This window comes from Streptomyces albidoflavus, assembly GCF_000719955.1.
Classification (GTDB): Bacteria; Actinomycetota; Actinomycetes; order Streptomycetales; family Streptomycetaceae; genus Streptomyces; species Streptomyces albidoflavus.
In genome coordinates this window covers 17,898-41,261 of the sequence record NZ_JOII01000012.1, presented here as the reverse complement: position 1 = coordinate 41,261, position 23,364 = coordinate 17,898, and the positions used below count along the sequence as shown (strand labels likewise).

Below are 23,364 nucleotides of genomic sequence, written 5' to 3'. Positions count from 1 at the left end.
CGTACGGGGCGAAACCCTACGCAACCGCCGATTTCTACTCACCGGTAACGACCGCCGGGCGGCGACGGGGAGGAAAGGGGAAGCCCCGTCCCGATGCGCAGGGGGGGAGTCACGCATCGGAACGGGGCTGTCTAGGGGGGCGGGGTCAGGCCGTGGGGAGCCTGCTCACCCCGCCACACCGGCGGCTTCGCGAGCCGAAGGGGCGCGTCGTTGTCGAGACACCCGTCGCGCGCAGGCCGCGAAGCGGTTGAGCACGTCGGGTGGCTCGACAACGACCCCAGCGCCCCGGAGGCGAGCGAAGCTCGCAATCAGGAGAGGTGGAGCTGCTGGCCCGGGAAGATCAGGTCGGCGTTGTCGACGACGTCCTTGTTCAGCTCGAAGAGCTTCTTCCAGCCGCCCTCGACGTTCTCGGCCTTGGCGATCTGGCTGAGGGTGTCGCCCTTGACGACCTTGTACTCGCCGTCACCCTTGGCGACGGTCTCGCCGGTGGGGGTCTCGACGGTCTCCTCGGCCGGGGCGGTCCGCTGCTCGCTGCGGTCGGCGCGCGGCTCGGGACGCTCGGGGGCGGCCTGCGGGGCGGGCTGCTCGGCCGGCTTCTCGGCGGGCTTCTCGGCCTCGGCGCCGCCACCGTTGTAGGCGGCGTTGCTCAGGCCGGTGCCGCAGTTCGGCCAGGCACCCTTGCCCTGGCCGGCCAGGACCTTCTCGGCCACGGCTATCTGCTGCTCCTTGGTGGCCTGGTCGGCGCTGGAGGCGTAGGCGGTGCCACCGAAGGCGGCCCAGGTGGACGGCGTGAACTGCAGGCCGCCGTAGAAGCCGTTGCCGGTGTTGATGGACCAGTTGCCACCCGACTCGCACTGGGCGACGGCGTCCCACTCGGAGGCGGTGGCGGCGGAGGCGGAGCCGGTCGCGACGAGCGGCGCGGCGACGGCGACACCGGCGACCCCGGCGAGCGACAGGATGCGGGTGACCTTGGAGGGACGGCGGTGCTTGGCCTTGTTGGTCAGCATGAAAGGAATCTCCTCACCGACGCCTACGAGGTGAGCTGTCGGGTTCGGGCCGGATGAGTGCCCGGCCACGCGCTCCTGTGCGGAACGCGCGGCTTCACCCCGAGCCGCTCCGGCGCCCGCCCCGTGACGGGGCGAACGGCCGGTGCGGCGGCAAACCTTGGGTCCCCCGCTCCTGTCTACGGCGCTTGCGCGACGACTGTCCCGGACGGCCGTCGACAGGATTCGGCGTAACGACCGCTGGGGCCCGCCAGTGGCGAGCGGCCTAGACCGTAAGCACGGCCGGCGGCAGATTCCAAAGACGATCAGGGGGTCTGAGATCCATGTCTCACTTCCCCCGATCCGGACATTTGCGCCCGAACTAGCGCCCGATTCGGTCCTTTTCAGCCGCCGGGTCCGATCCGAGATCAAGGGCCTGACCGGGCAGGATGTGGTCCGCGTCGTCCCCGACGATCTCCTTGTTCGCCTCGTACAGCGCGGGCCACCCGCCGTCCACCTCGTGGAGCCAGGCGATGACCGAGAGACTGTCGCCCTCCTTGACGGTGTACGCGCCGGAGGCGTCGGGCGCGTCGCCACGGTCACCCCGCGAGGCGTGCCGCCCGGAGCCCTCGCGGCTCTCGCCGGAGCCCGGCTCGGCCGCGGTGCCGCCGCGATGGCGTCCGCCTCCGGAGTCCTCGTCCTCGCCCGGGGTCGCGGAGGGCGCGTCCGAGGGGGCGTCGGGGATCTCCGTGGCCTCCTCGTCCGGGGTCGCGGACGGGTAGCCGTCGGGGAGGGAGGTCGGGTCGGCGGAGGGGGTGGCCGAGGCGGCGTCCCCCTTCTCCCCCTTCTCCTTCTTCTCCCCCTTGCCCTTCTCGTCCCTGTTGTCCTTCTCGTCCTTCTTGTCCTTGCCGGACGCCTTGCCGTCCTCGTCCTCGGTGTCGCCCTTGCCCTCGCCCTTGTCGGCGGGCGAGGTCGGGGAGGCGGAGGGGGTGCCGGTGCCGCTGGGGACGCCCGGGTTCACGTCGGCGGACTCGCCGCCCTGCTTCAGGCCTATCGCGGGGGCGCAGGTGGCCCAGGCGGCGGTGCCCTCGGCGTCGAGGATGCGCTCGGCCACCACGATCTGCTGGGAGCGGCTGGCGAGGTCGGCGGAGGGCGCGTAGCTGAGGCCGCCGTGGCGCTCCCAGAGTTCCTGGGTGACCTGGAGGCCGCCGTAGTAGCCGTTGCCGGCGTTGGTGCTCCAGGCACCGCCGCTCTCGCACTCGGCCAGCCGGTCCCACGTGGCGGTGTCGGCCGCACTGGCCGATCCGGCGCCGAGCAGGGGGATGGCGATGGCCGAACCGGTCACCCCGGCCGCGACGACGAAGGCCGGAGCCTGTCGGGGGCGTCGGTGACGTCCGTTCCCGGAGAGCATGCGGTTGCCTTTCGCGTGACGACTGCTGACCGGCGCCCGCCAGGTGGCGGCGGGGCTTCCGGTTGGCGCTGAAGGTAGCGGCTGTCGAACGTTCGTCACAAGTCGATGCAGCGGAGATCACGTCAACATCACATTATTGACGTGTCGTCAGTTCTCGTGAACGAAAAGGGTGGCCCTGACACCTTCTTCGCGCCCTAGCCCCGCTCCGGCGTGAACTCCACCGGCAGGGTGCGCAGTCCGCGCATGATGAGTCCGCCGCGCCACCGCAGTTCCTCGGGTTCGGTGCCGAGCCGCAGGTCCGGAAGGCGTGTCAGCAGGGTGGCGAGGGCCGCCTTTCCCTCCAGACGGGCCAGCGGGGCACCGATGCAATAGTGGATGCCGTGGCCGTAGCCGAGGTGCTGGTTGTCGGTGCGGGCGAGGTCGAGGCGGTCGGGCCCGTCGAAGCGTGCGGGGTCGCGGTCGGCGGCGGCCAGGACGACCAGGACCGGGTCCCCGGCGGCGATGTCGGCCCCGCCGATCCGCAGCGGCTCGGTGGCGTACCGCCAGGTGGCCATCTCCACCGGGCCGTCGTACCGCAGGAGTTCCTCGATACCGGTGTCGAGCAGCGCCTCGTCGCCCTCGGCCAGGGCGCGCTGGAGGCGGGCGCGTTCGGCGGGGTTGCGGAGCAGCGCGTAGGTGCCGTTGCCGATCAGGTTCACGGTCGTCTCGAAGCCGGCGAAGAGGAGCACGAAGCACATGGCGGCGGCCTCCTCCTCGGTGAGGTGCTCGCCGTGGTCGCTGGCGCGGATCAGGCCCGAGATGAGGTCGTCGCCGAGGTCGGCGCGTTTGCGGTGGATCAGCTCGGCGAGGTAGTTGCGCATCTTCTTCACCGAGCGGGCGACGCCGCCGCGCGGCCCGCCGCCGTGCCGGATCATCATCCCCGCCCAGTCGCGGAAGTCGTCCTGGTCCTCGCGCGGGACGCCGAGCAGGTCGCAGATGGCGTAGATGGGCAGCGGGAAGGCGAACTCGTGGATGAGGTCGGCCTCGCCGCGCCCGGCGAAACCGTCGATGAGCCCGTCCGTCAGCTCCTGCACGCGCGGCGCGAACTGGGCGACGCGGCGCGGCGTGAACGCCTTCGACACCAGGCGGCGCAGCCGGGTGTGGTCCGGCGGGTCGATGTTGAGCAGGTGCGTCATCAGCCCGGCGCTGCGCTCGCCGGGGATGCCGGTGCGGCTGCGCCCGGCCTCGTCGGCGGCGTGGTGGACCGGGTTCTTGCTGAGCCGGGGGTCGGCGAGGGTCTGCCGGGCGTCCGCGTACCGCGTGACCAGCCACGCCTCCACACCGCTGGGCAGCCGGGTCCGGTGGACCGGCTCGTGGGTGCGCAGCCAGGCGTAGGCGGGGTACGGGTCGGCGGCGAACTCCCAGCCGAAGAGTTCGGGACGCCCGGCTGCCTGGGTTTCGCTCATGGTCCGACCGTATCGGGGGCCCGGTGGCCCGGCTCAGTGGCCCTCGGCGGCCCGGATGGCCTCGCGGTAGCGGCGGGCGCTCTCGCGCAGGGCGGCCTCGGGGTCGGTGCCCTGCCGCTCGGCCTCGACGGCGAGGGCGAGCAGGGCGGGGCCGGGCCCGGGGCCCTCGGGGAGCGGGACGCGCAGCTCGGCGCCACGGGCGCGGGAGGCGAGCTTGGCGGCGAGGGCGAGGGCGGGCTGGGCGACGGGCACGCCGTCGGTGACCGAGGTGCGCTCCTTCTCCTCCCCCTTCACCCGCAGCCACTGGGCGCGGACCTCCTCGGGCGTCTCGGCGACGGCGTCCCCGAAGACGTGCGGGTGGCGGCGGACCAGCTTGTCGATGAGGGTGGCGGCCACGTCGTCGATGGAGAACGGCCCCCCGTCCTCCGCCTCCTCGTCGTCCCCGGTGGCCGGTGCGCCGTCCTCGGCGATACGGGCGTGGAAGACGACCTGGAGCAGCACGTCGCCGAGTTCTTCGCGCAGGGCGTCGCGGTCGCCCTCCTCGATGGCCTCGATGAGTTCGAACGCCTCTTCCATGGCGTACTTGGCGAGCCCTTCGTGGGTCTGCCGGGCCGACCAGGGGCACTCCTCGCGGATGCGGTCCATGACCTGGACGAGGTCGATGAGGCGGGCGCCGGGCAGGTCGTAGGCGCCGGGGAGGAGTTCCAGGTCGGGCATGGCGACGCGGCCGGAGCCGGCGAGGCGGGAGAGGGCGTCGGTGAGGCGCCGGTCGCCCTCGCCGGACTGGACGAGGACGGCGGTACGGCCGCCCGCGAGGAAGTCGACCAGGTCGGCTGCGTCCGGGGTGGCCGCCACCTCGACCGCGACGCCCGCCTCCCGCAGGTAGGGCAGCTGCGGGTGGGCCGGGTCGGCGCAGAGCACCCGGTCGGCCTGGTGCAGGGCCTGCCAGGCGGGCCAGGAGAGCTGGCCGGGGGCGACCCGGTGGCTGGTGGTGAGCAGGACGAGGCGGCCGGGGCTGGGTGCGTTCACGCCTCGAACGTAACGCACCCGGGAGCCCGGCCGCCGGGCCCGGTGGGGCGGTCGGCGCCGGTCAGAGCGCCGGGAGGCCCTCGCTCTGGGACTCGGAGCGGGCCTGGGCCTTCTCCTCGCCGAGGCGGCGCGGGTCGGAGCTGAGCCAGGGGTCGGAGCCGGTGACCATCAGGAGCTGCTCACCGTCCCAGGCGCCGTAGCGGGGGCTGATGTCGATGCCGAGCCCCTTGGCGGTCCGCACCAGCTCCTTGCGGACCTGGGTGTCGGCCTGCTCGGGCGAGGTGCCGGGCGCGTACTTCTGGCGGAGCCCGTCGAGGCGGAGCTGGTAGGCGAGGTGGTCGTCGATGCGGGCGGCGGGGATGCCGTACGTCCGCAGGTACGCCTCCTCCAGCTGCTCGGCGGTGCCGCCGGTCTGCTCCTGGAGCTGGGCGCGGCGCTCGCGGAGCTCCTTGCGGGTGGGGCTGATCCCGGCCTCGTCGGCGGCCTCCTTGACGACGCGCTCGCTGATCATCCCGGCGAGGGTGGAGCGGTCGGGGGCGCAGGTCTCGCGGCCCTCGACGACCTTCTCCCCCTGGGCGGCGGAGGCGTCACGCTGCTGCAGCTCGGCCTGGCGGGCGGCGGAGCACTGCTGGTCGAGGGCGTCCGCGTACCCCTCCTCACCGAGGACGGCGACCTGGGCGTCGCGGACCTGGCCGACCTGGGCCTCCAGCTGGGCGACGGTGATGCGCTCACCCCCCACCACGGCGGCGGCACCGGGCCGGGCGTCGGCGCCGCAGGCGGTCAGCAGCGGGGCCGCGACCAGGGTGGCGGCCATGAGGGCGAGCGAGGTGCGACGGCGGCGGTGCAAAGGGAGCCTCCCGGCGGGATCGTTCGGCGGTGCGGGGACGATGGGGCGACCTGACGACCTGCGACCTGACGACATACGACCTGACGGTCCGGACGTCCTTGCGAAGATCGATCGTAGGCAGTCGGCGTGATCTGGGCCACTGTCGGGAGCAACGATTCCCCGCGTGTCCGGTTCCTGTCCGTCCCCCGCCGCCCTTCGCGGCCGGGTGTCCGGCTCAGACCAGGCCGAGCCAGTGCAGCGTGCGGCGCACCTCGGCGGGGAGCGGATGGCCCGGACCGTACCGCTGTTCGGCGTCGTGGAGCAGGCGCAGCAGGGTGTCCTGGGCGGCCGGGCGGTCGCCGAGGGCGAGCAGCAGGTGGCCGATGCGGCGGCGGACCTCCAGCGGCAGATCCCGGTCGGTGCTGACGTACTGGTTCTCGAAGTACGGGAGCAGGGCGCGGTATTCGGCCAGGGCGGCGGCGGGCTCGCCGAGCTGTTCGAGGCACTGGGCGGCCTCGTAGCGGAACTGGAGGGAGCGCGGGTCGGCGGTGCCGGCCTCGGCGGCGTACTCGTCGGCGAGGCGGCGCAGTTCGGGCAGGGCGCGGCGGTACTGGCCGTCGTCGAGCAGGGTGGCGGCGTACTGCTTGCGCAGGGTGCGGACGACCGCCGAGTGCTCGCCGTGCTGCCGGGCGGCGGTGGGCAGGATCGCGCCGAGGATGTCGACGGCCTGGGTGATGCGGCCCTCGCCGAGCAGCCGCTTGACGTCGTCCACGGCGGCGGCGACATCGGCGCCCTCGCCCCCGGCGGGCGCGGCCGGGGGCCGGTCGGGCCGGGGCGCGGGGGCCAGCGGGTGGTCGGGCCAGGGGGCGTGCGGGCGCAGGAAGGGCCGGGCCGGGTCGAGCGGGGTGCCGCGCGGGATGCCGCGGGGCGGCAGCAGCGGGGCGAGCGCCTGGTAGACCTCCTGGGCGGAGCCGGGGCGGTCCTGGGGCTCCTTGGCGAGCAGCCGCATGACGAGCGGTTCGAGCCCGTCGGGCAGTCCGGGGCGCAGCCGGCCGAGCGGCAGCGGCGCCTCGTAGAGGTGGCGGTGGAGGACGCCGAGGACGGTGTTCCCGTCGAACGGCACGGTCCCGCTGAGGAGTTCGTAGAGGACGATGCCGAGCGCGTACAGGTCGGTGTACGGGCCGACGGCGCCGCCCATGGCCTGTTCGGGGGCCATGTAGGCGGGGCTGCCGATGGGCGAGCCGGTGTGGGTGAGGCGGGTGGTGTCGCTGTCCATGACGGAGGCGACGCCGAGGTCGAGGACGGTGACGGTGCCGTCCTGCCGGATCATGATGTTCCGCGGCTTGAGGTCGCGGTGGACGATCGGCACGGCGTGCACGGCGGAGAGCACGGCGGAGAGCTGGGCGGCGACCGAGACGGCCCACTCCCACGGGTAGGGGGTGTGCTCGGCGAGGTGGTCGCCGAGGTCGGCGCCGTCCACGAACTGCATGACGAGGTACAGCTCCTCGCCCTCGGTCCCCGCGTCGTGCACGGTGACCAGGCCGGGGTGGTCGACCTGGGCGGTGACCCGGCACTCCCGCACGAAGCGGCGGCGCAGCTCCTCCGCCTCGGCCCCGGCGACCCGGTCGGGCCGCAGCAGCTTGACGGCGACGCGCCGGTCGAGCCGCTGGTCGTACCCGGTCCACACCTGGCCCATCCCGCCCTGGCCGATGAGGGTGGAGAGTTCGTACCGCCCGGCGATGATCCGCCCGCTCAACGGGATCCCTCCTGCGAGCCGTTGCCCCGGCCGTCACCCTGCTGTCCGCCGGAGTCCCGCAGATAGGCGCTGAGTTCGTCCAGCTCGGCCCGGACCTGGTCGATGCGGGCGGGACCGCCGGGCGGCGGCGTGCCGGGCGCGGGGCGCGGCCCGGCGGGGGTGGGCGCGGGCCCCGTCTGCGGCCGGGCCCAGGCCTCGCCGACGCCGGTGGGCGCGGTCGGCGGGGTGTAGTGCTGCTGGGGGTGCGGCTGGTGCGGGGGCTGGGGGTACGGGTGGTGCTGGAGGGGAGCGGTGGCGGGGCGGGTGACGCCGTGCGGCGGGTACGGGCCGGCGAGGTGCGGGCCCGGGACGCCGGGGTGGCCGGTGCCGTAGACCTTCCGGTCGTGGCGGATGTCGGCCCAGAGGTAGTACGTGACGACGGCGACCATGTTGAGCAGGATGAGCCCCACCGCCAGGTCGTCCAGGATGGTCGTGCTGTCGTCGCCCTCGGGCATCATCCCGATCGCCAGGAAGGTGCAGGCGGCGGAGATCCCCGTCAGCACCCAGTCCTTGGGCCTGCGGGTCAGGCAGGCCAGGCGTATCAGGGCGCCGAAGGCGAAGAACCCGCAGCTCATCACGGCCAGAGCGGTGAACAGCACCCGGAGCCAGACGCGGGCCTCCCTGGACGGACCCTGAGGCTTCGGGGCCGCCGGGTAGGTGCTGTGCATGTCCTGCTCCCTGAAGATCGTGGGCCGCGCCGGACGCGCGTGCGGGTCCGAGCGTATACACCCGCCGCCGCAGGCCGGACCCCGTTGTACGGAACCGTTGTCCTCCTGGTGACGAGGTGTGACATGTTCGGCTCAGGAGGGCGGGAGTGCCGGTCCCGTCAGCCCGTCGTGCAGCCCCTGCACCAGCTGTCCGCCGAGGCGCGCGGCGCGGCGCAGGCTCTCCTCGAAGGCGGCGACGGCCGCGAACCGGGCGCCGTACTCCCGCTGTTCGGCCAGCGGCAGCCGTGGCAGCCGGATGCGCCGGACGTCGAGCCGGGTGGCGGCGGAGGCGTAGCTGCTGGCCTGCCGGTGGTTGGCGGTCGCGCGCAGGAACCCGGCGAGGAACCAGGGGTCGAGGGCGTCCGGGTCGGGCCGCAGCAGGGTGAGGTTGCGGCCGAGCGCGGCACCGGCGCCGGCCGCGTCGACGACCCGGGCGGCGGTCGCCACGCCGGGGCGGCCCGGGCCGGAGCGAGCACCGTCATGCGGTGCCGCTCCGGCCCGGGCCGCTCCCCCGAACGGTCCTGGGGCCGCTACTTCGCGCTGAAACGGTCCGGCGCCTCGGTGGGCGCGTCCCCCTCCGGCAGCTTCTCCTCCGGGCAGCCGTCGAGGATGGTTCGCATCGCGTCCCGCTCCCCGGCGGTCACCCACACCTCGTACTTCTTCTTCACCGCCACCTGCCCGGCGACATACGCGCACCGGTACGTCTTGTTCGGCGGCAGCCACTTCGCGGCGTCACCGTCGCCCTTGGCGCGGTTGGGGCTCGCGTTGACCGCGAGGAGGTTGAGCGGATCGTTGGCGAAGGCTATGCGCTTGGCCGGCTCCCACTCGGACGCCCCCTTCTTCCAGGCGTCGGAGAGCGAGACCAGGTGATCGATGTCCACCTTGCTGGCCCCGCGCCGGAACTCCACGTCCTCCCCCGAGTAGGGGTCGTCCTTCAACACCCCCGACGCCACCACGCAGTCGTCGCCGTCCTTGTACTCCACCTCGGCGAGGTCCCGCTTGAGGATGTCGTCCCGCGTACCGCAGGAGTTCCCGTCCACGTCGGCCCACGCCGACCCGAACCGCTCCCGCCCGTACCCGTCCTTGCTCCCCTCCTCCTTGACGGTCAACGTCTCCAGCGCCGCCAGCGCCGTCCCGGCGGCAGCCCCGCCCTTGGCACCCTCGCCGCCGGCCCCGTCACTCCCGGTCGACGGCTCCCCGAGCCCACACCCCGCACTCCACAGCAGCGCCCCGACCGCGAGCCCCACCATCCCGTACCGCCGCACCGTCACCACGCACACCCTTCTCTCGCCCAGCCCTGCTTCCGTCCCAATCCCAGAGGCATCCTGCCCTGCGGAGTGACGGGCAGTCGGACGGGGTGGGGCGCGGTGGGGGCGGGGCGGGGGCGTGGGGGGATCGGGGGGACGGAGTTCGGGGGGATCCGTCCGTATGATCTGACCGCCGAACCGAACCAACCGAGGCGGCCCTCCGGTCCGCGGGCGTCCGTCACCGGACGAACGCGCCTTCACGTGCGGCAGATTGCGAGACCGACCCCGCCATGCGCCTCACCCTCCCCGCTCGCGCCCTGACCGGCGTACTGCTCTGCGCCCTCCCCGTGACGGGCTGCACGACGTCCGGCCCCGACGCCACGACGGACCAGGCCACCGCCTCTTCCGACTCCCAGACCCGACGTGCGGAACCTCTCCCCTCCGCTGCGGTCGACCCTTTCGGTGAAGCGGCCGCCCCTTCGCAGGCCCATCTGCAGGGCGCGACCCTCAACCAGGCCGACCTCGGCGAAGGCCGCATCCTCAAAGGCCCGGCCCACCACCCCCTGCCCGGCGACAAGGTCCGCACCACGGACGAACCCTGCACTCCCCTGGCCCGACTGGTGGCGGGATCAGCGTTGGGCACGCCGGAAGCCACGGCGGGCTACAACTGGCGGGGAAACACCGGCAAGGACTCCGAAGCCGACAAGGTCACGGTCACCACCGTGTTGGCCGCCTACAAGGCCGACGAGGCCACCACGGCCACCGCCGCACTGGGTACGGCCACCGACACCTGCGCCCAAGGCTTCACCTACAACGCCCCCGACGGCCGCACCAAGGTCACGGACATCACCCGCGCCCTCGCCCCCTCAGGCGCCGACGAGGTCATGTCCCTGACGGCGACCCTCGACACCGCAGGACCCGTCACGTTCGTGGTGGCCCGTAAGGGAGCGGTCATCGCCACCTTCCGCACCGAGGCCACAGCGGGAGACTCGACCAAGCCGCCGGCCGTACCGGAGACTCTGGTACGGGCACAGTTGGCCCTGCTCGGCTGACGGAGGGCAATGAACATCCGGCACCGAGTCGAGCAGGTCGCGGACCTCCCACCCGGACTCGCCACAGTCCTCGGAATCCTCGTCCTGGCCCTGGTGATCGGCCTGGCATGGGCCCTGCTCCGCCTCCTCGAGCACGCGCGCACCGCCGCAAGGGGAGCCCCTGGCGGCGGCGCCTCGAATCCGCCTTCGTCATCCGTTCCACACCACGCAAGGCGCTACAGAGAACGGTCTCCCCTCAAGACCAGGCAGGCGGCCGCCAACCGTAAGCAGCCCTTGACCCACACACCCCTTCTGGCGACTGGGGAGGCGGGCAGGAGGGCGCGAGCTGTACCTCAGCCACGCCCCCATGTGGTGGTGGGCAAGGGGTCAACCACTCTGAGCGATCGGGGCATCCAGAAGCGCGGCTGGACAGGCGGCCCTCCGACCACCATGGGAAGCGATACGGAGCTGGCTCAAGAACGACTTTCCGATACCCTAGGCCGAACCGGGACGAAATGACACAACGCCCTGCAGGTCAAGGATCGAGTCGAACTCACCGCTGAAGCAGGCCAGTTTTCCGTCCCTCAGAGTTGAATTCGACAGAGACCATCCCCGCACGATCGACGCCCTCATTCACTTCGACTCGTGCCGACTGGACGCCCCCAAGTTTTAACCGATGTCCACCTCTCACGGTCATAGCCTTCGTGACCCAGCCACGGAGAGGCCAGGACGCAAAGAGAATTCCACGAAAGCATCACCTTCCATCGAATCAGCTCCTGGGGGCCGGCGCCTTCCGCAGGGAATGAGAAGCAGTGCTGAATCGTGACAACGTGCTGCCGAAGGGCGGCTCTGACGGAACGCGCCACCATGCGCTCATCGGATCCGCGATCAGCTCGGGCTATACGATCGGTTCGATCCATCAAGAAGGCTTCGAGCCGCTCTGTATCGCAGACCGTAATATCCTCACCGAAGCGAAAATTGCTCACAGGAGCCTCATCCTCCCCTGGAGGAGCGTGTCACTTTCTCTCCCAAATCGGATCGTCGAAATCAAAATCGATGTCCCCCGTCTCAGGGTCCCTCATCCAGACACGAGATACCGCACTCCAGGGTATTCCACCCTCGAATGCCACTTCCGCTTCGTGCGCGTTGGGATTGACCCCAGGCCCTAGCCGCGCATTCACATCAATGCCACCTGACATTCTGATCTCATATACGTAGAGACCAGCGTTCCCTCCTGCGGGGAACGTTGCAGCGGTGTTGGCATGCTTGGAAGTGCTCACAAAGTTGCTAGGGGAGTTTTTCACTACATATTCGTAAAGGGTGGTGCTGGAACCCGGGGCTTGCGGAGTGAAACCTCCATCAGCTTGGATTTCTTCAGGCGAACGAGACTCCCCGCGGTAGACGCTACCGCAATTGTGAACCAGAACCGGCGCAGTCCCCGCCACCACATAATACGTATGCGTCCCCGCGACCGTCAGGTTGTGGACGGTGGCCTGGGTGGTGCGTTGGGTGATCGCGGTGATCTGGATGCGGGTGCCGGCGGAGGTCTGGAGGTACTGGCCGGTGTTGAGGTCGGCCGCGTCGATCCAGGTGTCCAGCTGGGGGACCCAGAAGGGGTGGCCGTCGGTGGCCGTGAGGGTGGTCGGGGCGGGGCCCTTTCCGCCGGCGGACTTGGTGCCGGACTCCGTTTCCGCCTCGGACTCGGGGTCGGTCGTGTGCAGGGTGATGTCGACGAGGTGCTTGGTGCCCTTGCCGGTGATGGTGGCGGTGACCTTCTGCGGGGAGGTCTCGCCGGTCTCCGGGTCGGTGGTCAGGACGGTGTCGCCGATGGCGACGTCCTCGATGGGCTTCGTGGTGCCGTCGGCCATCATCACGGCCGTGCCGGGGGTGAAGCTGTTGTCGGTCTTGTTGATGGGGCAGGAGCCGCCCTCAGAAGCGCCCTCGTGCTCGTCGGGCTTCCTGTTCTTGCCCGGGCCTGAGCTGTCGTCGCCCTTGGACTGTTTACGGGCCGTCGTGGACTGGGTCTTGGCCGCGGTCTTGGTCGCGTTGGTCTTGGCCGCCTTCTGGACGGCGTTACCGGTTTTCTTCTGGGCTTCCTTGGCCGCGCGGGTCGCGGCGGCCCTTGCCTCGGCCGCCCTTTTCTTGGCCGCCTGGGCCGCCTTCTTCGCGGCGGCTCTGGCCGCGGCCGCCGCCTTCTCCGCGGCGACCCGGGCCCGCTCTGCCGCGGCGAGCAGCTGCTTCGCCGCCCGCTGCGCCACCCGCCACGCGCCGATGGCCGCGTCGATCCGCTCGATCGCCTTCCAGACGGCAGGGATCTTCCCGAGTTTTCCGATGGGAATGGCCGAGATGACCATGCTTCCGCACGCCCACAGATCCCCGCGCCCGAAGCATGCCTTGATGTCACCCCACCCGATGAACTCGCCGAGCACGGCCCACCCGTTGGACAGAATGATGTCCCACATCGTGGTGCCCATGGTGGCCTTGGCGTCGCTGACCGCCGAGGCCGAAGGCCCGTCGTAGTAGTCGGACGCGTCGATGCCCGAGGAGAGACCGCTGGGGTCGGAGTAGGTGACCGGGTTGTTCTCGGCGTAGACGTACCCGTTCATCTGGACGGGGTCGGCCAGGTCGAGGATCGGGTCGGCCGACAGGAAGCGTCCGGTGTACGGGTCGTACATCCGGGCGCCCAGGTGGGTCAGGCCGGCCGCGTCGTCGTCGTTGCCGCCCACGAAACCGCGGTGCGAGCGCCAGCGGGAGTCCTCGGTGCGTTCGACGCCGAAGGGGTCGCGCAGGGAGAACTGGACCTGGTTGCCCTGTTGGAGGCCGACGCTGACGTAGGCGCTGCCCGTGTTGTCCTGCACCTGCGCGGAGAGCGTGGCCTCCGCACCGCCCTCGGCGTGGCGCATCACGGTGGGCGCGCCCGGCTGCGAGTAGTAGCGCTCGGTGTAGGAGGGAGCCTTGGACGCCGTGGTGGCGACGGTGGTGGAGCCGAGGTGGAGGACGTTCTGGCCGGCCGAGACGGACAGCAGCCGCTGGCCACCGGGGCCGTAGATGTACGTGGTGGTGTCGGCGGGTGCCCAGACGGAGCCGGTGCCCGAGCAGGCGCCGAGGACCATGTCGGTGCCGACGGCCGGGTTGGTGCCGGGCACTGTGAGGCACAGGCCGGAGGCGACGTGCTTCAGGGCGCCGGTCGAGGTCGCCGTCCACTGCTGGGAGGCGGTGGCCGAGGAGCACGGGGCGATCACGACCAGCGTGCCCGCGCTCGTGCCGCTCTTGGTCGGCTGGGCGCACCGGCCGACCACCTTGAGCTGGCCGGTCGCCGGGTCGGCCTTGGCGTCGGCGGCCTCGATGCGGAACTTCTGGCCCTTGGCACCGTTGCAGCCGTATGCCTGGAGGGCGGTGCCCGCGTTGGTGAGGCCGGAGGTCAGATCCAGGCACATGCCGCTCGCCGTGTTGACGAAGGCGCCTTCGCCTGAGGCCCCGAAGCCGGTGATCTTCTCGATCTGACCGTCCCAGGTCCAGGCGAGGGCCTGTTCGTCGCCGCCCTGACGGCGTGCGGTGGTGTTGCCGGCGGCGTCGTAGTCGTAGGTCGACTCCTCGGTGATGCGGACGCCGTTGTCCTTGGTGAGGGTCGAGGTGGAGGCGGAGAGGGTGTGCGGGCGCTTGCCGTCCTCGGTGCCGTACCGGTAGGTGGTGCGGGTGTCGTTGGCGGCGTTGAGTGCGGGGTCGTGGTTGACCAGCTCGGTGCGGTTGCCGACGGCGTCGTACCGGTAGGAGTTCCAGTAACCGTTGTTGTCCGCGGTGACGTTGACTGTTCCGTCGCCGTAGTCCGGGATGCGCTCGGTCTTGCCCGTCGCGCGGCAGCCGTCGTTGGGCGAGGTCCACGCCTCGGTGAGCTGGCCGATCGGGTCGTAGGCGTAGCACTGGCGGTCGGTGCGTCCGCCGGAGTAGTCGGTGATCTGCCGGACGTTGCCCGCGTCGTCGTAGTTGTAGTAGCGGGAGTTGACCCGGTGGCCCGTGACGGCGGTGGTGTCGGTGGTCGACTCGCGGTCGACCACCTGACGGGTCAGTTCGCCGGTCGCCGCATCGAAGAGCTGCGTGGTCCAGACTCGGGAGGGGTTCTCACCGGAGGCGGTGCGCAGCACCTGCCCCCAAGGGCTGTACGTGGTGTCTGCCGCGTACCAGTTCTCTCCTGAGGTGGAGACCGGCAGACCGTCCTTGTTGTACCGGGTGATCACCTTCTCCGCGCCGAAGGTGCCGGCCGCGGGCAGGGTGGTCGACTTGAGCAGGCCGTTCCTGGCGTACTCGTAGGTGTGGGTGTACGTCTCCTGGAGCCCGTACTTCTGCGCGACCAGCGGCGGGAGGGAGAGCTTCTCGCCGAGCGGCTGGTAGTCGGTGGTGTAGCCGGTGACGGTCGAGGTGTAGGCGAGGCCGTCGGTGTAGCGGGTGCTGGACGCGGGCAGGCCGAGGGCGCCCACGGCGTCGTAGGTCGCGGCGGTGAGGCGTTCCCCGAGCGGGTTGTCGCGGCGCTGTTCGACCGGCCGCGAAAGGGCGTCGTACTTGGTCCAGACGGTGTTGCCCCGGCTGTCGGTGGTGCTGACCGGGCGGTCCAGAACGTCGTAGGTGGTGGTGCTCGTGCCGGTGTCCGGGTCGACGGACTTGGTCTGGCGGCCCCGTGCGTCGAAGTCCCAGCTCCAGGAGTTGCCACCGGCGTCGGTGGCCTTGACCTGGTTGCCGCGGGCGTCGAACTCATAGGTCGAGCTGCGGAACTTGGTGCGCGCCTCGTCGGTGAAGGTGTCCACCCGGACGGTGCGGCCGAGCGCGTCGCTCCAGGTTCGCTGGGTTGCGGCGCCCTTCGGCTCGACGACGGTGGTGTGGTCGTAGCCTCGGACGACATGCACGGCCTTGGAGGGCTCGGCCTTGCCGTTGAGGTACGGCGTCTCGGTCAGGACGCGGCCCAGGCCGTCGTAGGAGTACAGCGTGGCGTTCTGGACCTCGGAGTCCGATTTCGGGTCGAACATCACGCCGTCGGGGTCGCCAGTGGCGTAGTAGGCGTTGTTGGACTGCCGGACGGTGCCGTTGGCGCTGTAGAGGGTGTCGGTGATCAGCCGTCCCTCGCCGACCGCGGGAATCTGGGTCTGGCGTTCGCGGCCCAGGCCGTCGTAGAAGACGACGCTGCGGTCGTAGGTGCCCTCGTTGTTCAGCGCTGAGGTGGTGACGTTGACCGGGTTGCCCTGCGAGATGTCGTAGGTGAACTTCACCGAGGGGTCCTCGGTGCGGGGCTGGCTGGGTGCCCACGCCTCGGTGGTGCGGCCGAGGGCGTCGTAGGTGTAGGCGGTGGTCCGGCCGTTGGCGTCCGTCTCCCGGAGGGCGACGCCCCGGCCGGGCTCGATCTCGGTGGTGGTGGTGTGGCCGAGCGCGTTGGCGGTCTTGACCTCGTAGACCTGGCCCGAGGCGGGGGTGTACGTGGTGGTGGAGGTGTTCTTGAGCGCGTCCTCCGCCGCGGTGGGGCGTCCCAGGGAGTCGTAGGTGACGGTGCCGCTGGGGTTCCAGTTGTCGCCCGCGGCGTTGATGGTCCAGGTCATGGTGGCCTGGCCCTTGGTGGGGGCGTCCTGGAAAGCGCGCTTGTCGTAGGCCACGCGGGAGCCGGAAACCCACTCGCCCGGCTTGTCGCAGGTCCCGGCGGTCGTCAGGGACTGGGCGGACAGGCCGATCAGGTGCGCGCCGGTGTTGTGTACGTAGGTGTTGACCGTGCAGCTCTCGTCGCCGGTGCGCGCCGTGTCCCCGAGGAACTCGGTGGAGACGGGGAGACCGTAGGTGTCGTCGTAGGCGGTGCGGGTGGAGACAGTCCGCCAGGCGTCGGTCTCGTCTCCGCTCTTGCCGGAGTACCGGGTGACCGTGTCCGTTCCGGCCGCGAGGACGCGGTACGCCCTCAGCGCAGGGATGCCGCCGTCGCGCTTGCGGGTGGCCAGCACCTGCGGGCTGGAGGGTCTGTCCACCGTGCGGGTGAGCAGTGTGCCGCCCGCCTTGGTGTACGTGCGGGTTTCGGCGACGCGTCCCTGGTAGGCGAGGTGATCGGTGGCGATCGTCCCGTTCTCGGCGTCCTTGACGACGGCCTCGCGGGACTTGTTCTCACCGGGCAGCGGATCGCCGTCCATCCCGCGGAAGAAGACGGTTTCGGTCATACCGGCCTGCGTCGCCGTGTAGCCGCTGCCACTGTCGGCGCCCGTGAGGGTGCGGACGAGGCCGAAGCCGCGCCACTGGTCGTACGTGCGGGTCTTCTTCTTGGAGAACTCCGCCTGGTTCAAGGCCCAGCCGCCGCCGTCCCCGAGATACTCGTACCTGGTGAACTCGCTCGGGCTGCCGGCGATGTTGGGCTTCTCCTCGACGGTGTCCACCACGTACTTGTGGAACCAGGAGAGCGTCTCGTCGGCCTTGTCGGGGTCCGGATGCCAGTACACGGGGTAGCACAGCCCCGTGTTCTTCTCCGGTGCGGGCAGGCCCTCGCCGGTCTGGCAGGGGCCGCGTGGGCTCCGGTACGAGACGAGGGTCTCGCCGCCGTACTCGTTGACGATCCGCTCGATCCGGCGGCGGTCGAAGTCGGGCCGTTTGTCGGCGGCGCCGAGGCGAACGCGGTTGGGCATCGACTCCTGGTTGCCCACGAACTCGATCGGGTTGAGGGAGTCGGGCTCCCCCGCGGTGTCGTAGCCGATGCGGGTGATGGAGTCGAGCCAGAGGGCGGTCCCCTCATCCGTGAGGTGGGGCGGCAGGGACTGGTGCAGCGTCCAGCTGTCGACCTTGGAGAGCTCGGTCGACCCCTTGGTGCGCTGGGTGTAGGTGGTGACCTGCTCCAGACGCTTCCGGGACCAGAAGGTGGGCACCGGTACGTAGCACTCGGCGCTGCCGCCCTTGCAGTAGAGGTCGGCCGGGGTGTCGTACCAGATGCGGTTCTTGTAGTGGTGCCCCGAGCTGAAGTTGGCGTCCGTGCAGGTGACGTCGGACTCCTTGAAGCAGCGCTCCTCGGTCCGGAAGGTCACCCGGGACAGCGGGGCCTTGCCGTACACCTTGTCGTCGTCGACGCGCAGGCCGTAGTCGATGCGCTCCAGATAGCCGCCCCGGTCGTACGGGACCGCCTTCTTGAAGGCGTTGTTCTTGGCGTAGTGGTTCGTCTCCTGCTTCCAGTAGAGAGCCATGGCGTTGTCGTGCACGTCGACGACGTAGTCGAGGTTCCAGCGCCACGCCTGGGCGCAGAAGGAGTCGGCGAAGGCCGCCTTGTAGCAGGGCTCGTCGGGGTGGTTGCCGGCCACCGGCGCGGTGAGCACCGAGTTGGTGGCCTGGTCGCCGTCCTTCCAGCCGGGCAGCCGGTTACGGCCGAACCAGTACTCGGTACCGTCCCGGGTGGTCACGACCCAGTGCTCACCGTCGGCGTCCCCGTTGGCGTAGCCGCTGTTCTTGCGGAGCTCGACCTTGCTGCCGTCGCCGTTGGCCGTGACCCAGATGTCGGACTTCTCGTCGTCGTCCTTCACCAGCTCGGTGGTGTTGCCGCCGAGGGTGAGAACGGCGTTGTCGGAGGCCCAGCAGAGGTCGCTGGTCTTCCGCTTCTCGTTGTTGCCGTCCTTCGCGTCGTCGCGGCACGAGCGGTACGTCCGGCTGATGGACCCGGCGTTGTACTCCCAGCCGTCGCCGATCCATGAGGCCTGGTTGTTGGTGGCCGAGGTACGGCCGTCGACGCCCTGCGAGTTGTAGTTGAACGAGAGGCTCGGCGAGGGGCCGCCCGGTACGACCGGGGTGTTCAGCGTGTAGCCGTACGTGAAGGCGCCCGAGGAGCCGCCCGCCGACCAGGAGCCGGCGCTCGCCAGCGGGGTGGCGGCGAAGTCACCCTGCGAGCCGCTGCCCTTGGAGGTGGCCATCAGCACGGTCCCGGCCTGGGTGTTCGTGGCCGCCGCCTGACGCAGCGAGGTCAAGGCCATGCCGTCGCCGGTGCGCGGGCGGAAGAGCGCGTCGGTGGTGGCGCCGGACGTGTGGGAGACGGCCGGGCTGGGTGTGGGAGTGCCGTCGTCGGTGAGTTCGGCGACGTCGAGCGTGGCCGTGATCCGCCGGGTGCCGTCGAGCTTGCCGTCGGTGGGGGCGTCACCGGCCTTGGGGGTGACGCTCTGATCGGTGCTGACGTCCGCGGGCTCGGTGCAGGCCTCCACCTCGGGGGTCTCGAGGAAGCAGGACGGCAGGCGGGTCAGGTCCAGGCGATCCGCCCAGGCAGCGCCGTACAGCTCCGCGAACTCCGTGTAGTCCAGCGAGACCACGACCTCGCCGGACGCCTCGGCGGGAGGGTTCACGGAGAAGACGAGACCCTGGATCTCGGTCGCGGCGACCTCCTCGGGTGAGGCCAGGGCCGCCTGCCACTCCCCCTCCAGCGCCTCGGTGGCCTCGGCGGACGCGTCCTCGGGGGCGCCCACCGCGATGGGGAGGTCCCCGAGGGGGACGAGCTCCCCCGGCGCGATGTCCGACAGCTCCTCGACCACCTGGCCGCCCGCGGGCTCCGCCACCGCCTGGGGGTCGAACTCGTCCTCGGGGTCGATGTTGCCCGTGGTGAGCTCGGTGAGGCGGTTCTCCTCGGCCGCCTCCTGGGGCACGTCCTCGGGGAGATCGACCAGCTCGACACCGCTGCGGTCACGGTCCGGGGGCGCTGCGGCGGCGAGCGGGACCGCCCCGACCATCAGGGAGAGGAAGATCGCGGCCACAAGGGCGAGCCTCGGGCCGCGGAAGCCGTCACGGTTCCGCCGCGCCTGACGTCGTCTCGACGTGGCACGCGCGCTGCGCAGAACTGATCTCCACACGGCTTTCACAGCCCCCTGCGATTCGGCAGGGGTCAGAAAAACGGATTCTGAGGGTCCACTGCTCCCCGATTGATGAGCGGAATCTTGCGGAGAGACCCGACGTCACGTCAACTCGGCAGAGAGTTACGTGACTTGGTTCACAGGATGTTCAGGGCAACAGTGGATCATGCTCCTGCAAACAGCAGGAAGGGCGCCACCGAGACAGAGGCGCCCATCTCCCACGAGGTCACACAGCGGCTGTTCTACCAGGTCAAAATGGCCTCTTCGGACGGTACGCATACGGAGCAAATTCCCCTGAAACGATCCACCGGGAAATCCTGGGGCTTCCCCGAGGCACCCTTTTCCGCCCTTCGCGACACCCCGGAAGAGGCAGAAACAACCGACCCGGTTGCCTCCTCGACAGGCTTTCCCGAATTCAGGCCGGTGGCGGGACGGGGGCCCGTACGTCATCCTTCGTTCGTGCTTTCACCTGGCCGGTGGCTTTTCCAAAGCTTCACTTGGGCTTCGCAGGTGTGACGGCGGCGCCCGGCGTACCTCCTCGACGCGTCTGCCACTACTCACGAGGGGCAGGGAACGAGAACGTGGAGACACCGGAACCGAGGCGCCGCACGCGTCGCCGCCGAGCGGCCGCCGCCGTGGCCGGAGTGACGGCAGCCGCCCTTGCCGTGGGGACTCTGCTGTGGACCGACGCCCAGGACCGCGACACCGCCGCGTCGGCTGAGCACGGTGCACAGGAAGCCGGCCTGCCGGAGGACAGGGCTCAGGAGAAGGCCGTACGCAGCGGTAAACGTGTCGAGGTGACGGCCGCTCGCACCGAGACGAGCACCACCTACGCGTTGCCGAACCGCAGCTTCGAACTGGTCAGCCACGCCGCACCGGTACGCGCTCGGGTCGATGGCCGGTGGCGCTCCATCGACACCACCCTGCGGCGGACCGAAGAGGGCTGGGCCCCGGTTGCTTCCACCGCGCCCGTGGTCTTCTCGAACGGAGGACGGGCCTCGGAGACGGACCAGGTCTCCACCGGCCGGAGCGACCTCGGTACCACCTCGTCCGCCGTGTTGCGCCGCACGACGGGAGCGAGCACCACTTCCCGGACGGCCACGGCGGAGGACCCTTCCCGCTTCACCGAACTGGTTCGCCTGGTCACCGACGGGCACGAACTGGTCCTCAGCTGGCCCGGGGACGTGCCCGAGCCGGTGATCGAGGGCTCTCGCGCGCTCTACCGGAACATCCTCCCCGAGACCGATCTGCTGCTCACCGCGCGGGACGGGGGCTTCAACCACGTCCTGGTGGTCCACACCGAACGCGCCGCCACCAGTCCGGAGCTTCTCAGCCTCCCCTACCGGCTGACCTCCGACGAACTGGTCTTCCGTCACGATGCCAAGACCGATGTGGTGACAGCCGTGGACCGGGACGGAGACGAGTTGGCGGTCAGCCCCACCCCCTTCGCCTGGGACTCGGCGGGCACCCTGGCCGTCACGGAGGGCAGCGACCCGGAACCCGACCCACTCCCCGACCCCACGCAGGCACCGGAGACGGACGAGTCACCCAGTCCCGGCGGAGCACACGACGGAGATCTCGAGGAGCCCACCCGGCCGCCCTCGGACGCCGACGATTCCGAGGGCCCGGTCGACCCGGCTGCCCACCGGTCGCAGGCGCCGCGTCCGGAGGCCGGCGCATCCGTACGTGAAGCCGCGTTCGTGACCCGTCCCTCTCTCACCGACCGCCAGATCCTCGACCTGCCCGGCCTGGCCGGTCCCGACCCCGGCACTCACGCCGCGGCGGCCGAGGCGGAACTCGACGGCGAGGACACCCACGACGCCGTGCTGACCGTCACACCCCCGCGCGGACTGGTGACGGGCGAGAAGACGGAGTACCCGCTCTTCATCGACCCTTCCATCACCGCGAAGACCACGAACTGGACAACGGCGTACGACCGGTTCAAGAACTCCAGCTTCTACGACGGGGCCAACTACAACACCGGTACGACCGAGGGCCGGGTGGGGTTCGAGTCGACCACCTGGGGCACCTCGCGCTCCTTCTTCCGGCTCGACGGCCTCAAGAACCTCAAGGGCGCCAAGATCTCCGCTGCGTCGGTCCGCCTGCTGGAAACCTACTCATGGTCCTGCGACGGGCGCGTGGTGGAGCTCTGGCACACGGGTGCCATCTCCTCCAAGACGACCTGGAGCAACCAGCCGGACTGGAAGCGGCAGGTGGACGCGCTCGACGTGGCCCACGGCTACAACTCGTCGTGCCCGGACGAGTACATCGACTTCGACGGCCGGTCGCTGGTCCAGGACGCCGCCGACGGCGGGTGGAGCTCGGTGACCATCGGCCTCCAGGCCAGGGACGAGAAGTCCGCGTACGCCTGGAAGAAGTTCCGCGCCGAGGGCAAGAACGCCCCACACATCAAGATCACCTACAACCGCAAGCCGAAGACCCCCTTTGCGCTGGACCAGTCGCCCGGCCCCACCTGCGACCGTTCCGCCCCCTACCCTCACATCGGCAAGCGCGAACTGCGCCTGTCGGCGTCGAGCACCGACCCCGACAAGAACCTCAAGTCGCTCACGTTCGAGCTGTGGCGCACCGGCTACGCCGACACCACGCTCAAGTCGAAGACGGTCAGCGTCAGCAAGGACGACGACAAGGGCAAGGGCAGCGCCGAGGCGATCTTCCCGGTTTCCGACCTCAAGAACGGCTGGACCTACTCCTGGGGGGTCAAAGCGACGGACACGAGCGGCGCTAGCTCGGAATGGGCGCCCCTGAACACCGACGAGCTCGATCCCACCTGCCGCTTCGTCTACGACAGCACCTTCCCCAACTCACCCGAGGTGACCTCGACGGCCTTCCCGGAGGAGACGGACGCAGGCGACGTGTGGTCGGTGAAGCCCCTGGGCAATCCTGGTGAGTTCACCTTCGCTCCCGTCGAGGACAAGGACGTCACCAGCTTCGGGTACTCCTTCAACACCGGCACCTGCGCCACCTCCAAGGCGGTCCAGGCCGGCGCCTCACTGAAGATCAGCCTCTCGCCGCCCTTGGCCGGGCCCAACATCCTGTACGTCTGCGCAAAGGACAGCGCCGGCAACACCTCCACGCCGACCGCCTATGTCTTCTACGTCACCCCCAGGGACAGCGCCGACAAGCCCGGCGATGTGACGGGCGACAACTTCCCCGACCTCTTCGTCATCAACGGCGCCGGCAACCTCTACCTCTACCCGGCCAACGACAAGGGCGACCTGCACCGCGGCATGCCGGCAGCCCACAGCTCGGGGCACCAGCTGATCCTGCCGGTCGACGATGAGAGCAGCGACCCTCTGGCCCCCGGGTACTGGAAGGCCGGCGACAAGCCCGCCCTGCTCGCCCACGGCGGCGACATCCTGCCGGGCGACGGCCTGGGCGACCTCTTCGCTCGCATGCCCGACGGCAAGCTGTACGTGTACCGCGGCGACGGCTACGGAGGCGTCGACATCGAACAGCGTCAGCTGATGGAGCTGCCTCCCGGCCCCGACCCCGCCCTCTTCGACCAGATGATCGTCGGGGACTACGACGCCGACGGGCACACCGACCTCTTCGCCACCACCACCTCAGGCGGCCTCTGGGCCCTCACCGGATACACCGGAGCCTCCTTCGTCGCGGCGCACGAGATCGCCGTCAGCGCCTGGGAGAGCCGGGATCTGGTGACCCTCGGAGACGTCGACAAGGACGGGGTACCCGACCTCCTCTTCCGCTCGGAGTCGGACAACCTTCGTATCCGGTACGGCAGGAAGGCAACCACCGGCGGCGCCACCCTCGATTCCCTGGCCACCTCGGCGGGGTCGCGGCCCGGCAGCGACCAGACGTACGCCTCCGGCTGGACGGCGGCGGGCTATCCCACGCGGTTCCTCAGGGGCACCCCGGACGTGACAGGCGACAGCATCCCTGACATCTGGGCGCTCTCCCCGGACGGCAGCGTCAAGGTCTTCGCCGGCGGCGCCACCCAGCTCGGAGCCGGAGTCACCGTGATCAGCGCCGGCAGCGGGTGGGGGACGACGAAGCTCAGCTTCGGCTGACCTTCGTGGC

General features: G+C 70.6%; 11 protein-coding genes, 1 pseudogene and 1 riboswitch. Of the genes and pseudogenes, 2 read left to right on the top strand and 10 right to left on the bottom strand.

Annotation, left to right across the window (positions count from 1 at the left end):
- Positions 1-308 precede the first annotated feature (308 nt).
- From IF45_RS0115215 to IF45_RS0115175, 9 genes and pseudogenes are all read right to left on the bottom strand, one after another.
- Positions 309-1,007: a LysM peptidoglycan-binding domain-containing protein gene (locus IF45_RS0115215; protein WP_003950348.1), complete on the bottom strand. Its 699-nt coding sequence runs from the start codon at positions 1,005-1,007 to the stop codon at positions 309-311.
- Positions 1,008-1,012: 5 nt separating this feature from the next.
- Positions 1,013-1,201, bottom strand: a riboswitch (cyclic di-AMP (ydaO/yuaA leader).
- Between the two features lie 164 nt (positions 1,202-1,365).
- Positions 1,366-2,394, bottom strand: coding sequence for a transglycosylase family protein (locus IF45_RS0115210; RefSeq protein ID WP_030307913.1), 1,029 nt, complete (start codon positions 2,392-2,394; stop codon positions 1,366-1,368).
- A gap of 194 nt (positions 2,395-2,588) precedes the next feature.
- Positions 2,589-3,839 (bottom strand): cytochrome P450 family protein, encoded by a 1,251-nt coding sequence (locus IF45_RS0115205; protein WP_030307912.1) that lies wholly within the window; start codon positions 3,837-3,839, stop codon positions 2,589-2,591.
- A 33-nt stretch (positions 3,840-3,872) separates the two neighbouring features.
- Positions 3,873-4,868, bottom strand: coding sequence for a nucleoside triphosphate pyrophosphohydrolase (locus IF45_RS0115200; protein ID WP_018471592.1), 996 nt, complete (start codon positions 4,866-4,868; stop codon positions 3,873-3,875).
- A 61-nt stretch (positions 4,869-4,929) separates the two neighbouring features.
- Positions 4,930-5,715 carry a SurA N-terminal domain-containing protein gene (locus tag IF45_RS0115195; RefSeq protein WP_008406880.1) on the bottom strand — a complete coding sequence of 262 codons (786 nt, stop codon included), beginning with the start codon at positions 5,713-5,715 and terminating at the stop codon, positions 4,930-4,932.
- A 214-nt stretch (positions 5,716-5,929) separates the two neighbouring features.
- Entirely contained in the window at positions 5,930-7,450 is a 1,521-nt protein-coding gene (locus tag IF45_RS0115190; protein ID WP_008406881.1) for a serine/threonine-protein kinase, read from the bottom strand.
- Positions 7,447-8,157, bottom strand: coding sequence for a hypothetical protein (locus IF45_RS0115185; RefSeq protein ID WP_030307906.1), 711 nt, complete (start codon positions 8,155-8,157; stop codon positions 7,447-7,449). The genes IF45_RS0115190 and IF45_RS0115185 overlap by 4 nt, the downstream gene beginning before the upstream one ends.
- A 132-nt stretch (positions 8,158-8,289) precedes the next feature.
- A pseudogene (locus tag IF45_RS0115180) lies at positions 8,290-8,637 on the bottom strand (restriction endonuclease subunit S domain-containing protein); the annotation flags it as partial.
- An 89-nt stretch (positions 8,638-8,726) separates the two neighbouring features.
- Positions 8,727-9,446, bottom strand: coding sequence for an HNH endonuclease family protein (locus IF45_RS0115175; protein WP_030307902.1), 720 nt, complete (start codon positions 9,444-9,446; stop codon positions 8,727-8,729).
- Positions 9,447-9,733: 287 nt separating this feature from the next.
- Here IF45_RS0115175 and IF45_RS0115170 point away from each other — a divergent pair, with 287 nt between their 5' ends.
- Entirely contained in the window at positions 9,734-10,495 is a 762-nt protein-coding gene (locus tag IF45_RS0115170) for a hypothetical protein (protein ID WP_030307900.1), read from the top strand.
- 995 nt (positions 10,496-11,490) lie between these two features.
- Here IF45_RS0115170 and IF45_RS34275 read toward each other — a convergent pair.
- On the bottom strand, positions 11,491-19,209 hold the full coding sequence (locus IF45_RS34275; RefSeq protein ID WP_051720699.1) for a scabin-related ADP-ribosyltransferase: 7,719 nt from the start codon (positions 19,207-19,209) through the stop codon (positions 11,491-11,493).
- 893 nt (positions 19,210-20,102) lie between these two features.
- On the opposite strand from IF45_RS34275, the gene IF45_RS0115160 reads away from it, so the two are divergent.
- On the top strand, positions 20,103-23,354 hold the full coding sequence (locus IF45_RS0115160; protein ID WP_129805521.1) for a DNRLRE domain-containing protein: 3,252 nt from the start codon (positions 20,103-20,105) through the stop codon (positions 23,352-23,354).
- Positions 23,355-23,364 lie beyond the last annotated feature (10 nt).

What these genes read in the sequence shown, in the direction of transcription:
- IF45_RS0115175 (WP_030307902.1), bottom strand. Translation starts at nt 9,446, where the DNA reads ATGGTGGGGCTCGCGGTCGGGGCGCTGCTGTGGAGTGCGGGGTGTGGG.
- IF45_RS0115185 (WP_030307906.1), bottom strand. Translation starts at nt 8,157, where the DNA reads ATGCACAGCACCTACCCGGCGGCCCCGAAGCCTCAGGGTCCGTCCAGG.
- IF45_RS0115205 (WP_030307912.1), bottom strand. Translation starts at nt 3,839, where the DNA reads ATGAGCGAAACCCAGGCAGCCGGGCGTCCCGAACTCTTCGGCTGGGAG.
- IF45_RS0115210 (WP_030307913.1), bottom strand. Translation starts at nt 2,394, where the DNA reads ATGCTCTCCGGGAACGGACGTCACCGACGCCCCCGACAGGCTCCGGCC.
- IF45_RS0115170 (WP_030307900.1), top strand. Translation starts at nt 9,734, where the DNA reads ATGCGCCTCACCCTCCCCGCTCGCGCCCTGACCGGCGTACTGCTCTGC.
- IF45_RS0115215 (WP_003950348.1), bottom strand. Translation starts at nt 1,007, where the DNA reads ATGCTGACCAACAAGGCCAAGCACCGCCGTCCCTCCAAGGTCACCCGC.